The sequence below is a fragment of the Corynebacterium sp. 32222D000AT genome (genome assembly GCF_053546955.1).
In genome coordinates, this window is record NZ_JBPPVW010000001.1 from 38,626 (window position 1) to 51,633 (window position 13,008).

At 64.9% G+C, this 13,008-nt stretch carries 14 protein-coding genes; 5 read left to right on the forward strand and 9 right to left on the reverse strand.

From position 1 onward, the window contains the following. Positions 1-22: 22 nt before the first annotated feature. Entirely contained in the window at positions 23-496 is a 474-nt protein-coding gene (locus ACEE23_RS00205) for a PaaI family thioesterase (protein ID WP_448872298.1), read from the forward strand. Between the two features lie 4 nt (positions 497-500). On the opposite strand, the gene ACEE23_RS00210 is transcribed toward ACEE23_RS00205, so the two are convergent. After that, positions 501-1,574 (reverse strand): magnesium and cobalt transport protein CorA, encoded by a 1,074-nt coding sequence (locus tag ACEE23_RS00210; RefSeq protein ID WP_368521130.1) that lies wholly within the window; start codon positions 1,572-1,574, stop codon positions 501-503. An 88-nt stretch (positions 1,575-1,662) separates the two neighbouring features. On the opposite strand from ACEE23_RS00210, the gene ACEE23_RS00215 reads away from it, so the two are divergent. After that, positions 1,663-2,265 carry a class I SAM-dependent methyltransferase gene (locus ACEE23_RS00215; protein ID WP_368519370.1) on the forward strand — a complete coding sequence of 201 codons (603 nt, stop codon included), beginning with the start codon at positions 1,663-1,665 and terminating at the stop codon, positions 2,263-2,265. 18 nt (positions 2,266-2,283) lie between these two features. On the opposite strand, the gene ACEE23_RS00220 is transcribed toward ACEE23_RS00215, so the two are convergent. The 4 genes from ACEE23_RS00220 to ACEE23_RS00235 form a co-directional block, all read right to left on the reverse strand. Then, positions 2,284-3,870 carry a bifunctional hydroxymethylpyrimidine kinase/phosphomethylpyrimidine kinase gene (locus ACEE23_RS00220; protein WP_368519369.1) on the reverse strand — a complete coding sequence of 529 codons (1,587 nt, stop codon included), beginning with the start codon at positions 3,868-3,870 and terminating at the stop codon, positions 2,284-2,286. An 89-nt stretch (positions 3,871-3,959) separates the two neighbouring features. Then, positions 3,960-4,601: a thiamine phosphate synthase gene (gene thiE / locus ACEE23_RS00225; protein WP_368519368.1), complete on the reverse strand. Its 642-nt coding sequence runs from the start codon at positions 4,599-4,601 to the stop codon at positions 3,960-3,962. Further along, on the reverse strand, positions 4,598-5,401 hold the full coding sequence (thiM, locus tag ACEE23_RS00230) for a hydroxyethylthiazole kinase (protein WP_368519367.1): 804 nt from the start codon (positions 5,399-5,401) through the stop codon (positions 4,598-4,600). The genes thiE and thiM overlap by 4 nt, the downstream gene beginning before the upstream one ends. 309 nt (positions 5,402-5,710) lie before the next feature. Beyond that, positions 5,711-7,066 (reverse strand): NAD(P)/FAD-dependent oxidoreductase, encoded by a 1,356-nt coding sequence (locus ACEE23_RS00235; protein WP_368519366.1) that lies wholly within the window; start codon positions 7,064-7,066, stop codon positions 5,711-5,713. Between the two features lie 245 nt (positions 7,067-7,311). Here ACEE23_RS00235 and ACEE23_RS00240 point away from each other — a divergent pair, with 245 nt between their 5' ends. Together ACEE23_RS00240 and ACEE23_RS00245 are read left to right on the forward strand one after the other, a co-directional pair. Next, entirely contained in the window at positions 7,312-8,637 is a 1,326-nt protein-coding gene (locus ACEE23_RS00240) for a class I SAM-dependent methyltransferase (RefSeq protein WP_448871235.1), read from the forward strand. 90 nt (positions 8,638-8,727) lie between these two features. Then, entirely contained in the window at positions 8,728-9,255 is a 528-nt protein-coding gene (locus ACEE23_RS00245) for an SRPBCC family protein (protein ID WP_368519364.1), read from the forward strand. A gap of 588 nt (positions 9,256-9,843) precedes the next feature. Here ACEE23_RS00245 and ACEE23_RS00250 read toward each other — a convergent pair. The 3 genes from ACEE23_RS00250 to ACEE23_RS00260 all read right to left on the reverse strand — a co-directional run bounded on the left by ACEE23_RS00250 (position 9,844) and on the right by ACEE23_RS00260 (position 11,022). After that, positions 9,844-10,017, reverse strand: a complete 174-nt coding sequence (locus ACEE23_RS00250; RefSeq protein WP_368519363.1) for a hypothetical protein — start codon at positions 10,015-10,017, stop codon at positions 9,844-9,846. A 126-nt stretch (positions 10,018-10,143) separates the two neighbouring features. Further along, positions 10,144-10,851, reverse strand: a complete 708-nt coding sequence (locus tag ACEE23_RS00255; protein ID WP_368519362.1) for a YceI family protein — start codon at positions 10,849-10,851, stop codon at positions 10,144-10,146. Positions 10,852-10,857: 6 nt separating this feature from the next. Beyond that, complete coding sequence (locus ACEE23_RS00260) at positions 10,858-11,022, reverse strand: hypothetical protein (protein ID WP_368519361.1); 165 nt, start codon at positions 11,020-11,022, stop codon at positions 10,858-10,860. Positions 11,023-11,334: 312 nt separating this feature from the next. Here ACEE23_RS00260 and ACEE23_RS00265 point away from each other — a divergent pair, with 312 nt between their 5' ends. Beyond that, positions 11,335-11,715: an RNA polymerase-binding protein RbpA gene (locus ACEE23_RS00265; RefSeq protein ID WP_296203648.1), complete on the forward strand. Its 381-nt coding sequence runs from the start codon at positions 11,335-11,337 to the stop codon at positions 11,713-11,715. Between the two features lie 92 nt (positions 11,716-11,807). On the opposite strand, the gene ACEE23_RS00270 is transcribed toward ACEE23_RS00265, so the two are convergent. Then, on the reverse strand, positions 11,808-12,980 hold the full coding sequence (locus ACEE23_RS00270; protein ID WP_368519360.1) for an ABC transporter ATP-binding protein: 1,173 nt from the start codon (positions 12,978-12,980) through the stop codon (positions 11,808-11,810). Between the last annotated feature and the right edge of the window lie 28 nt (positions 12,981-13,008).

The window sequence follows — 13,008 nt, forward strand, 5'->3', positions numbered from 1 at the left end:
CGAAAGACTAGATTGGGAAAGCATGAGTGCTAGCGGACAACCCTTAAACACGACTCACGAGCTAGAACAGCTGCTGTACGGGGCCCACGAAACTGCCCTGGATACCGCCCAGCTGGCCACGATCAACCGGCAGCTGACCGGCCTCGACGCCACCCTGGGGATCACCTACACGGTCATTCGCAACGGCGAGGTGCGCGCCACCATGGCAGTCGATGCCCGTCACCACCAGCCGTGGGGCGTGGCCAACGGGGGCGTGTACGCGTGCTTGACGGAATCGGTCGCCTCGGTGGCCGGCGTGGTCGCCGCGCGCCGGCCCGTCGTCGGCGTCAACAACAACACCGACTTCCTGCGCCCGGCCAGCTCCGGCACGCTGACCGCCACGGCCACGCCGCTGCACCTGGGCCGGCGCACTCAGCTGTGGGGCGTGGACATCTGCGACGAGCAGGGCCAGCTGATGGCCCGCTCCCAGCTGCGGACGATGCCCCTGGGAGGCTAGCGCCCTAGAGCCAGTTGTTGCGGCGGAACCACCAGAACATCAGCGCCACAATCCCGATCATGACCAGCAGAGCGATGGGGTAGCCGTACTCGGTGTGCAGCTCCGGCATGTGGTCGAAGTTCATACCGTAGATACCGGCGACCATCGTGGGCGCGGCGGCCATGCCGACCACGGCGGAGATGGTGCGCATGTCGGAGTTTTGCTGCATGGACACCTTCGCCACCGAGGCATCGATTAGCGAGGTCAGCCGCTCATCGAAGGAGGCGACCTCGTCGCGGACCACCAGCTCGTGGTCGTTGACGTCGCGCAGGTAGGAACGGATCTTTTTGGGGATCAGGTCCTTGTGGTCGTTGACCATGGCCTGCAGGGCCGTCGACAGCGGCGCGACGGCGTGCTTCATCTCCAGGATCTCGCGCTTGAACATGTAGATGCGGTCGATGTTGAACTGCGCGCCCGGGGTGAAGACCTCCTCCTCGACCTCATCGACCTCGGTCTCGAGCAGGGTAGTGATCTCCTTGTAGCGGTCGACCATCATGTCCAGGACCTTCCAGGCCAGCGCGATGGGGCCGAGCTCGACCAGGTCCTGCTCGTCGTTGATGCAGTGGGCCAGGTTGGGCAGCTTCGCACCGTGGCGGACGGTGATGAGGAATTCGTAGGCGACGATCATCTGGATCTCGCCGGTGGTAATGATCTGGCGCTTGTCCTTGACCTCGTCGTGGTCGCGGTAATTGACCGAGCGGGCCACCACGAAGAGCTGATCGTCGTAACGCTCCAGCTTGGGGCGCTGGTGGGCCTGGACCGTGTCCTCCACGATCAACTCGTGGATATTGAACTCGCTGGCTACCTGGGTCATCTGGCTTTCGTACGGCTCGTGCATGCCGACCCAGATGAAGCCACGCCCGTATTCGCGGAGGGCTTCTTGCGCTGAGCGCGGGGTGTACTCACCCGGCAGGGCCTCGCCATCGACGAAGACGCGGCAATGCTCGATTGCCTCTTCGACGGGGACCTTGAACTGGGTGACCTCGGGTTGCGACAGCTTTTTCTTGCGGGGCCGAAGCGGGTTGGGCACATTTGCCATGGCGGCCTCCTCCTCGTGGTCGGGCAGTAGTAGCCGCTCTGTGCGGCGAATAAAGTGTAGCGCGAAACCCCGCCCTATAATGAAACCTATGCCTACGTGGAAAGAACTGACGACAGCCAACCCCGCTCATTCCCACAACTACGCGCGGCGTTGGAAGCTGATGCAGGCCCAGGGCAAAGACATCAACGGCGAAGCACGCCTCATTGATGCCATGGCTGAGCGCGAATCCAAGATTCTCGACGCTGGTTGCGGCACCGGCCGCGTCGGCGGCGAGCTGGTCCGCCGCGGCCACGACGTCCTGGGCGTCGACGTCGACCCCGTGCTCATCGAGCACGCGGAGCACGACTTCCCGGAGGGCCGCTGGGTGGTAGGGGACCTCTCCGCCGAGGAGATCCCTGAGTCCGGCTTCGATCTGGCCGTCTCCGCGGGCAACGTCATGGGCTTTCTGGCGCCGGAGGGCCGGGAGCCGGCACTGCGCCACATCTTCGAGGCGCTGCGCCCCGGCGGCCGCCTGGTGACCGGCTTCGGCGCCGGCCGCGGTTGGGAATTCGCCGATTTCATCGCCCAGGCCGAGCAGGTCGGTTTCCGCGTGGACAACCAGTTCAGCTCCTGGGACCTCAAGCCCTTCGGCCCGAACTCGGCCTTCCTGGTCGCCGTCTTGACCCGACCGGGCGCCGACCTCATCCAGTAGCGGTTCTACCGCCCCCGGTTAGAAGCGCCGGTCGGCTTGGTCGAAGAAGGCCAGCTCGGCCAGGCTGGCACGGTAGAAGGCGTCGAAGGCGCGCTGGCGCTGGCCCTCGGTGGCCTCCTCCAGGGCGTCCTCGACCATCTGCAGGGCACGCTGGGTGCCTTCCACGAAGTCGGGGCCCGAGTACATCTGCAGCCACGCGTGGAAGGGGTGATCCGCGCGATCCTGGGTCAGCAGGTGCCGCCCGACCTCGGCGTAGAGCCAGTAGCACGGCAGCACGGCCGCGGCGGCGACCGCGTAATCCTCGGTATAGGTCGTGGCCACCAGGAAATCCGTGTAGGCGCTGGTGACCGGGGAGGGGCGGTCGGTGGTTTCCCCGCCCAGCCAGTCACGGTGTAGCTCGGATTCGGCAACCAGGACCTCCGCCGCCCCGGCGGCCCAGAACTGGCGGTCCTGCGGGTCCCGGGCGAGCGCGCCGAGCCGCCCCAGGGCAGTAGAGTAGTGGCGCAGATAGATCGCGTCCTGGGCCACGTAGACGCTGAAATCGTCAGCGTCCAATGTGCCGTCGCCCAGGCGGCTGATAAACGGCAGATCAACTAAATCCTTCCACAACCCCAGGGTTCCGGCCCAAAGCGCCGCCGTGTGCGGTCCGGCCGCCGGGATGACCGGCTGCGGGGCGGGCTGGGAATCCGCCGCGGCATAGGCGGCGGCAAGGTCCACGGCCGGCACCGGCTCGGCGCTCGCCGCCCGGGCCAGGCGGCGCTGCCTGTGCCCGTGGTCGACCGGCCCGTGGCCGCGGCCCACCGCCAAGGCGTCGGCGTTGGCGATCGCCTCGTGCAGCCAGCGGGTGGACCACTCCAGACCCGCGGCGAGCCCCTCGCCTTGGCCCAGCCGAGTGGCCAGCGCCGAGGACAAGGAGCAGCCGGTCCCGTGCGTGTTCTTGGTCGCCACCCGCGGGCAGGACACGCGGTGGATAAGGCCGGTGCCATCGACCACGGCGTTATCCGCACGGTTGTCGCGCAGGTGCCCGCCCTTGACGATGACCGTGGTCCCGGTGCGCTGCGCCCAGCCCTGGGCCATGGCCACCGCCTGGTCCACGTCGGTGGCTTCCTCCTCGGGGCTTAGCCCGCACAGGACCGCCAGCTCCTTGAGGTTGGGCGTGACGCAATCGACCCGGCCCGCCAGATCGAGAATCGCGGCTTCGGCTTTCTTTTCCAACAGGCGATCCCCGGAGGTAGCCACCATGACGGGATCCAGGACGACCGGCGTGCTACCCAGCGTGGCGATGAATTCGCGGACGATGTCGATAGTCTCCGGGGTGCCCAGCATGCCGATCTTTACCGCGTCGATGTCCACGTCGGCGGCCACGGAGGCCAGCTGGTCGCGCAGCACCTGCGCCGGCGGGGTGAAGATGGAGTCCACACCCTGGGTATTCTGCGAGACGATCGCGGTGGTCACGGCCATGCCGTAGCCGCCCGCGGCGCTAATCGCCTTCAAATCGGCGTGCAGGCCCGCCCCGCCGGTCGGGTCGGTCCCGGCGATAGACAGGACGCGGGCAACGGGCAGCGGCTGGCTAGGCCGAGTGCCAAGTGGGTAGACGTGAGTCATGGTTGTACTCCTATCGAGCAATAAATTGAGCGCAGCATTGAACGCTGGGCGTGCAAAAGCCGTGCGCAGTGCGGCAGAGGGCGGATTGACTAACGGCGAAAGGCGGCGACGAGTTCGCTCGCGGCGGAGGCCGGGTCCTCGGCGGCCATGATGGCGGAGACCACGCAGACTCCGGCGAAGGCGCTGCCTTTCAGCTCCGCGACGTTGTGGGCCTTCAGCCCGCCGATGGCTACGGCGGGCATCCCAGCCTCCTTGGCGCGGCCTGCCAGGGTTGCGGCAGCCTCGACCCCGATGCCGGCGGGCGCGTTCGCCTTGGTGGCGGTGCTAAAGACGGGCCCGATGCCGAGAACGTCCGGGCGGGCCGCTCCCGTGGCGCTGAGTGCGGCGTCGAGCTCCTCCTCGGAGCCGACGGACAGCCCCACCAGTGCATCGTCGGCCAGCAGCGAGCGGGCTTCGGCGACACTGAGATCGTCTTGGCCGACGTGCAGGTGGCAGCCGAGCTCGGCGGCCAGCTCCACGCGGTCGTTGATAAACAGCGGGATCTGGCCCAGCTCTTCCTGCAGGCGGCGGGCGTAGGGGAGCAGCTCGGCGTCGCTGGCTTCCTTGTCCCGCAGCTGCACCACGGTAGCACCGCCGCGGCAGGCGGCCACGGCGATGTCGGCGACGTTGTCCCGGCCGCCGGCTAGCCCCGGGTCGGTGACGAGGTAGAGGCTCCAGTCGATCGGGCTCATGCCAGTTCCACGGGCTGGAGGGCGCTGTAGGTGATGAGATCCTCGGGGCCTAAGTCGTAGAGGGCGTCCATCCAGGCGACGGCGAAGCTGCCGGGCGACTGGGCCTGTTGGTAGGCCAGGGAGCCGGCCACGGACACGTGGGCGTGCGCGGCGATGACCGCGGCGAGCGGCGGCTGACCGGTGCCCAAGTAGGCGGCGGTGATAGCGCCCAGGCTGCAGCCGGTGCCGATGACCCGCTGGAGTAGCGGCACGCCGCCGGCGAGCTCCCAGGCCTCTTCCTGGGTGACGAGGACGTCCTTCTCGCCGGAGATAGCCACCACGCCGCCGGTGCGCTGTGCCAGCGCCTGGGCGGCGGGCAGGGCGGCGGTCGCCGTGTCGGTGGCATCGACGCCGCGGCCGCCCTCGCCCAGCTGTGCCAGCGCAATGATCTCGGAGGCGTTGCCACGAATGGCCGCGGGCTTCGCGCCTACTACTGAGCGGGCGAATTCCGTACGGGTGGACAGGCCGCCGGCGGCAACCGGGTCGAGCACCCACGGGTTTCCGGCCTCGTTGGCACCGGCGATCGCCTCGCGCATGCCCTCGTACTGGGCCGCGGACGGGGTGCCGATATTGATGAGGATGCCGTTGGCCAGGCGCGCGAACTCGCGGGATTCCTCCGGGGTATCGCACATGGCGGGGCTGGCGCCGATCGCCAGCAGCGCATTAGCGGTGACGTTCGTGACGACGGTATTGGTCAAGCACTGGACCAGGGGATTGCGCTCGCGCACAGCGGCGAGAGCAGCGCATACTGCTTCCTTCACAACACTTTCCTTCGCTAGTTCTAACTAAGAGCAGGTTCCATGGGTATGTTCTCAGCCGGAATCAGTCCTTCCGGCACCCCAATGTTGTGCCGTCCACCCTAACAGAGCCGGACCCGGAATTTTTCTGGTTTGGAAGAAAACACCCCCAACGGGGAACGCGACCAAGGCCAGTGCAGGCTCCTCAGAACACAGCTACGAGCCGCTAGGGACAAAAAAGACCCCGCCGCGGTACGCGCTGGTGAGAAACCAGCGCGCACTTGCGGCGGGGTTAAGGTGCGGGTGCTCGGCGGCACCGCACGCGGGGGCTCTTTAGGCCTCGGAATCCTTCGTCTTCTTGGCCAGCGCGTTGCGGGCGGTGCGCATCTGCTCGGTGATGGCGAGGTTACCTCGGTCGCGGGTAAACGCGTTGGAGATCCAGTTGATGAAGGTGACGAAGCGGTTGCGCATGCCGACCAGGTAGGTCGCGTGCAGCGCCAGCCAGCCCAACCAGGCGAAGATGCCGGTGAACTCGACCTTGCCCATCTTCACCACGGCGTTGAAGCGGGAGATGATCGCCATGGAGCCCTTGTCGAAGTAGTCGAAGGGTTCCTTCTCGTTGGCGGTGGACTCCTCGTCGACCTTGGCGTCGATGAGGCGGCCGACGTGGGTACCGCCCTGCATAGCGACCTGGGCCAGGCCCGGCAGCTTGTTCAGGTTGATCATGTCACCGATGACGTAGACGTTGGAGTACTCGCCCACGGTCAGGTCCTCGTTGACGGAGACGCGGCCAGCGCGGTCGGTCTCGACGCCGGCCTGGTCGGCGACCATCTTGCCCAGCGGGGAAGCGGACACACCGGCGGACCAGATCTTGGTGGCACCGGTCAGGGTGGTCTCGGAGTCATCCTTGGTGTTCTTGTAGGTGACGGTGTCCTGGTCGACGTTGGTGACCATAGCGTTCAGGCGGACGTCGACGCCGAGCTTTTCCAGCGTGCGCTGGGCCTTGCGGCCGAGTCGCTTGCCGAACGGCGGCAGCACCTGGGGAGCGCCGTCCAGCAGGTAGATCTTGGCCGAGGACGGGCCGTAGGTGGAGAAGGCGTCGGTGAAGGTACGGTTAGCCAGCTCAGCAATCTGGCCGGTCAGCTCCACACCGGTCGGGCCAGCACCGACGATGATGAAGGTCAGCAGGCGCTCGCGCTCAGCCGGATCCTCGGTGAGCTCGGCCTGCTCGAACGCGGAGACGATGCGGGAGCGCAGCTCCAGAGCGTCGTCGATGGTCTTCATGCCCGGGGCGAACTCGGCGAAGTGGTCGTTGCCGAAGTAGGACTGGCTGGAGCCAGCGGCCACGACCAGGGAGTCGAAGCCATAGGTGCGGTGGAAGTTATCGTTTTCCGCGGTCACCGTCTGGTTTTCCAGGTCGATGTCGGTGACGGTGGCGTTGACAAAGTTCGCGTTCTGCTGCCCGCGCAGCATCTGGCGGGTGGACGGGGCGATCTCGGAAGCGGAGATCATGCCGGTAGCCACCTGGTAGAGCATCGGCTGGAACAGGTGGTGGTTCTTCTTGTCGATGATGGTGATATCGACTTCCGTGCCTTTAAGCTGCTTTACGGCGTTGATGCCGCCGAAGCCAGCGCCAATAACGACGACGTGGTGACGTCCTCCATTGGGGCGGTAAGGGGTTGCTGACATGTAGATGACTACCTTCCTAAATGCTTGAACTAAGTACCTACCGTTGAACATTGTAAACGCTACTCCCCGGAACAGATAGTTTCACCCCGATATAAACCAGGGGTCTCGGCATGGCACCCGGGCCGCGGGTGGTTTCGGCATTAATCTAGGAACGATTGGACTGAACGCGAGGCCGCCTACACAGCGTTTTTGCCTGCAGTAGCAGGTGCTGTGCGGGCGGCGTCAGGATTGGACTTTTGAAGGAAATGGCCTTGGAGCATACTGCGGCGATCGATGCCGAGCAATGGCCAGGCGTAGCCCGCGTGCCCAGCGGCCGCCTGCTGGGGCTGCGGGCCCGCCACGCGGAGGCTGATTTTGCCCGCGCCTGCGACCGCGCGGGGCTGGTCCTCGATGCCGAGGATCCGGAAGACCTAGACCTGAAGGTCGAATACGACTCCTTGTTCGCGCGGATTGCGAGCTCTGGCTGGCTGGGCTTGGCCGAGTCCTATCTGGCCGGGGAGTGGACCACGCCCAACTCGGACAAGTTGGTCCACGTCCTTACCCGGCTGGTGCAGTGCGGTTATTCCCCGAAAACACCTACCGCGCCCGTGGCCGCCTACGAAGGCGGGGAGATCCCCCAGGAGTTGCTGGCTCTCTACGCTGGCGACAGCGTGAGCCACCAGGGCGGAATCTTCGCCACCGGCGTGCCGACCACCACCCGGCAGACGATCGACCCGCAGGGCAAACCCGTCGATACCGAGCAGCACAACCGCCGCGGCCTGCCGGCCGGTGCCCATTTCGTCGACGTGACCACCATGACGGAGCCCCAGGCGGTCGACCGCGAGGATCTCAGGTCGGCCCAGACGCGGGCGGCGAACTGGCTACTCGATGCCACCGGCGTCCGCGCCGGCTCGCATTGCCTGGTCTTTCCTTCCTCCGGCGCGCGAGCCGCAGTGGAGGCGGCCGGGCGCAAGGCGACCGTGGATCTGCTCTCTGCCGATCCGGACAGCCTGCGGCCGCTGGAGGAGTTCTTCCTCCTCGAGGGCGCGGATGACTCCGTGCATTGCCAGCTTATCGACGCCCCGATTCCCGGTCCTCGCCAGTGGCGCGGCCGCTACGATTCGATTATCAGCGTCGAGCTTTTCGAGGCGCTGACCCCGCGGCAGCGCGCCGACTATATCGGCACCCTGGCACGGCTGCTGATCAGTGGGGGAAAGGCAGCCGTCCAGTCCTTGGTCGCCACCGAGCACATGACTCCGGCCGCCCGCTCAGCGTGCCAGGTCCTGCGCGCCTATATCTGGCCGGGCCTGGAGTACCCGACGGTCGCCGACGTGCACAAGGCCTTTGAGAAGAACGGACATCTGCGGATCATCGGGGAGACCCACACCGGTTCGCATTACCGCGAATCCATCACGCAGCAGCGCTCGTTCTTCTCCGGGCGCCTGCGGGAGGCGGCCGCGGCCGGCTTCGATCCCGTCTACCGCCGGCTCTGGATGTTCCAATTCGCCCTCCGCGAAGCCCTCCTGAAGGCGGAGATGCTCGACTCGGTCCAGTTCGTCGCCACGCACCGCAGCCGTGGCGGACAGCGCTAGCTCACGGCCACCTATTGTTTACCCTTTAACGGGGTAGGCTGTCCGCAGCTAGTTGCGCGACGGCCTTAATGGCCAGCTAGGCTAAGATAAATGAGTCAAGAACTGGATTTTTACGACCCGACAGGGGAGATCGAGGACGCCGACGGCGGCCCGGAGCTAGTGATTGAGCGGGAATTTCACCAGGGCCCGTCCGTGATCTGGGGCTACCTGACGGACACCAAGGATCTGGGTCGTTGGCACGGGGAGTGGACCAAGGAGTCCGACAGCCCCGAGGGCCACCCGTGCTACTTGGTCGACCACGTCGGCCGCACCAAGGATGTCCACATCGAGGTCACCGAGAAGGTGAAGCCGGAATACCTGCGCTTTGAGGTCAGCTTCGCCAACCGCCCGAACGCCTGGATGGATCTGCGCCTGACGGACACCCCGGATGGCTCCGAGCTCGAACTGCGCCACGGCCTGGCCGGCCTCGAGGACCGCGCGGAGTTCATCGGACCGATGTGGGAGTTCCTGCTGGACCGCCTCATGGCCGCAGTCTCCGGCGACGACCCGGACATCCTGGAATGGGAAAGCTATTACCCGAACCAGTCCGAGTACTACACGCTCGACAACAACCAGTAGGCCAACCACTTGGGCGACTGCGTGCCGCAAGCCGCCGGCACGCAATACCGCCGTTTGTAGAAATGGCGGGGAGTGGCCCCGGATCTAAAATGACATAATGTACATTATCGGACAATAACGTATATCGGGCGTTCACCAAGGCTAGCCCGGTTCGGTTCTACGGACTCGTCAACGACGGTCGCTTGTTGCGACTCTCAGTGTCACTACGCCGACAACCTCTTCGTGGCACTCGACGCCGCCAATGCTCCTGTGGCGCTCGTTGGCCCGGCTAAGTCGTAAGCCATCCAAATTGGGACGCAGGGTCCTGCGGACATCTCCGTGCCTTACCGAGCCCGGGCGGCAGCCTTCTTAGCCCCTAAGCTCTCGTGGACAACCTCGGTCTCATGACCTATTCCGCAGGAGATCCGCAGATCTAGACCCCTTCACCCCTAGGGGGAAGTTCGCCCTATTAACGTCACTGTGACTTTAATAGCGGGAATATCAGGGGGGACGACCGATCACCCTGTCGGCGCCGGATCCCTATTTGATATCCGGGAGGCCTTCGGCATGCCTCCGGCAGATCTCCCGGGCCCCGGTATGGCGGGCGCGCTACTTTTTCTTCTTGTTCTGGTAGGCCTGCTGGAGCTGCCAGCCGGTCAGGCCAGCTAGCGCGATGGCGATGACCATGACGAGCCACATCTTCTGCGTGGCCACGAAGATGGCGAAGCCGATGACCACCACGAGGCGGAACCACAGCATCGGAATCATGCGTTCGGTCAACATTGTGGGTCCTCTCGTTCTCGTGTGGCGCCCGCAACTTATGCGGCGGGCTCTGACTGTGGTCGATGTATTGGGTTAAGTGGCGAAGAGCGGTGCTTTGTCCGTAAATTACTTAGTTTGCGAAAGGAACTAATCCTGCTTCTCGAAGGAGATAAGGATGTTCACGTCGCCCTCCTCGGCCACCTTGGCGGCCAGGAACTCCGGGGTTTTCACGTTGTAGTCAAGGCGGTTGATTGGGATGGTACCGCCGATAACCAGGTGCTCGCCGTCGCGGAGGACGTCGAAGTCCTGCTTGATTTCCTGGGTAGCGTCCTTGATGGTCAGCTCCCCTTCCATGGTGACCTTCCCCTTGGTGCCGTCCTCCGGCACGCCAGACAGGTCTACCGGCGCCGTCAGCTTGAAGAAGGCCTCGGGGAACTTATCGGTCTCGAAGAGCTTGGACTTCATGTTCTGGTCGCGCACCTTCTTATCGGTGGTCAACTCCTCCATGAGCACCTTGATGGAGCCCTCGGTCACCTCCTGGTCGGTGACCTCGATCTCGCCGTCGACGGCCGTGGTCGAGCCCGAAGTCAGGCGGCGTTCTGCCGGTAGCACCTCGTTGAAGCTAAAGCCCACGGAGGTAAGATTCGGGGCCGTTCCGTCGCCAACGCGCCACTGGCCGTTGACGTCGGTGCTGGCCTCCTTCGCCCGGGAGTCATCGAGCGGCTCGGTGGTCACTCCGGGGCCAGCGATCATCGAGTAGATCAGCGGGCCCAGGCCCACGATGGTCAGCCCGATAATGAGGATTACGAAGACGCTGATCACCAGAGTCCGGTTGTAGAAAAGCTTCTTTAACATGGCGTTTTACCTTAACTCCTCTAGGTGGCGGGCCAAGGCCACCATCTCTTCGCATAACTGGCTGATTTCGCTGGCTTCGGCACCCTCCTGGACGGCGGTCTGGATATCCTGCGCCCCGCAGCGCAGCTCGAACAAGCCATCGGCAAGTTCGGCCGCGCTCTTGGGCGACATGATAATCGCGTCCTCCGGGATTGTAGTCCCCGAGACCGCGTTGCGCTGCTCGTAAGCGCGCTGCTTGCAGGCCGCGCTGCAAAACTTCCGGGGTCGCCCCCTGCCGTTTTGGTCCATTTCCTTATTGCACCACTGACAAGTGATCTTTGTGCGGGAATGAGCCGAAGTACGCATCACGGTAATCCACCTTAGCCCATTAACCCCTACCTGGGAACAACCACACCGCGTTCTTCGTTATACTGTTAGGACTGGACGCGGGAATAGTAATCTCCCCGCACCTTCATAGGTAAATTTAGTAAAGGATGATGTTGCATGGCAGATCGCGTACTCCGTGGCAGCCGAATGGGCGCCGTTAGCTACGAAACAGATCGCGACCACGACCTTGCGCCCCGCCAGATGGTGAAGTACCGCACCGAAGATGGCGACATTTACGAGGTCCCCTTTGCCGATGACGCAGAAATCCCCGAGGAGTGGATGTGCAAGAACGGCAAGGTAGGCACCTTGGTCGAGGGCGAGGGCGTGGAGTCCAAGCCGGCTAAGCCGCCGCGCACCCACTGGGACATGCTGTGCGAACGCCGCTCCCTGGACGAGCTGGACGAGCTCCTCGAAGAGCGCATCCAGCAGCTGCGCAAGCGCCGTCGTTCCGCTGCCCGCCTGCTGCGCGAGCAGCAGGAAAAGAAGGATAAGAAGTAACTCCTCGCCCGGGCGAGCACTCCCCGAGCCATAGAAAAACCGCCTGCCACTGATCCAGAAGGGTTCAGGGCCGGCGGTTTTTCTTTGCGCGTCTATTTCACGGTGGCCGCGCTATTGATGCGCTTACCCGTAGTCACGCTGAAGCAATGCAATTGGTTGTGGTCCACGGTGGCCACGACCCGGCTGCCCTTTTCCGGCGCGGTCCGCGGCTTGGCGCGCATGACTAGCTCGTTGCCCGTGGGCGAGGCGGCCTCCTCTGTCGTGGCCCCCGAGCTGAGCTCACTGCCGCCCGGGATCTGGCCGTAGAGGTAGGAATCCGCGCCGAGTTCCTCGACCAGTTCCAGGTCGAACGGGATATAGGCGCTGCGGGAGGCCTCCTCTTCGCCCTGTGCGACCAACTGCAGGGCCTCGGGACGCACGCCCAGGATGACCTGCTTCTCTCCGGCATCGGCCAGGGCCTGGGCGGCATCGTCAGGCAGTTGGATCCAGGCCTCACCGGAGGACGCGCGGCCTTGGGCGTCGACGGTGAACCGGCCCAAGTTCATGGCCGGAGAGCCGATGAAGCCGGCCACGAAGGTGGTCTGTGGGGCCTCGTAGAGCTCACGCGGGGTGCCGACCTGCTCGAGCACGCCGCCGTTGAGGACGGCGATGCGGTCGCCCATGGTCAGCGCCTCCGTCTGGTCGTGGGTGACGTAGACGGTGGTCACGCCAAGGCGGCGCTGTAGGGCCGCGATCTGAGTGCGCGTTTGCACGCGCAGCTTGGCGTCCAGGTTCGACAATGGCTCGTCCATGAGGAAGACCTGGGGGTTGCGCACGATGGCGCGGCCCATGGCCACGCGCTGGCGCTGGCCGCCCGACAGCGCCTTCGGCTTCCGGTCCAGCAGATCGACCAGGCCTAAGGTCTGGGCGGCCTCGTCGACGCGGCGGTTGATCTCTTCCTTCGACTCCCCGGCCAGCTTCAAGGCAAAGCCCATGTTGTCGCGCACGCTCATGTGCGGATAGAGCGCGTAGTTCTGAAAGACCATGGCGATATCGCGCTCGCGCGGGTCAAGGCTGGTGACGTCCTTGTCACCGATGAAGATGCTGCCCGAGGTGACCTCTTCGAGGCCCGCCAGCATGCGCAGCGTGGTCGATTTGCCGCAGCCCGATGGGCCGACCAGGACGAGGAACTCGCCGCCGGCGATCTCCAAGTCGAAGTCGTCCACGGACGGCGCTTGTGCGCCCGGGTAGGTCAAACTGGCGTGTTTAAAGCTCACGGTAGCCATGGTGTCTCCTCCATCGGCAGGTACGTGC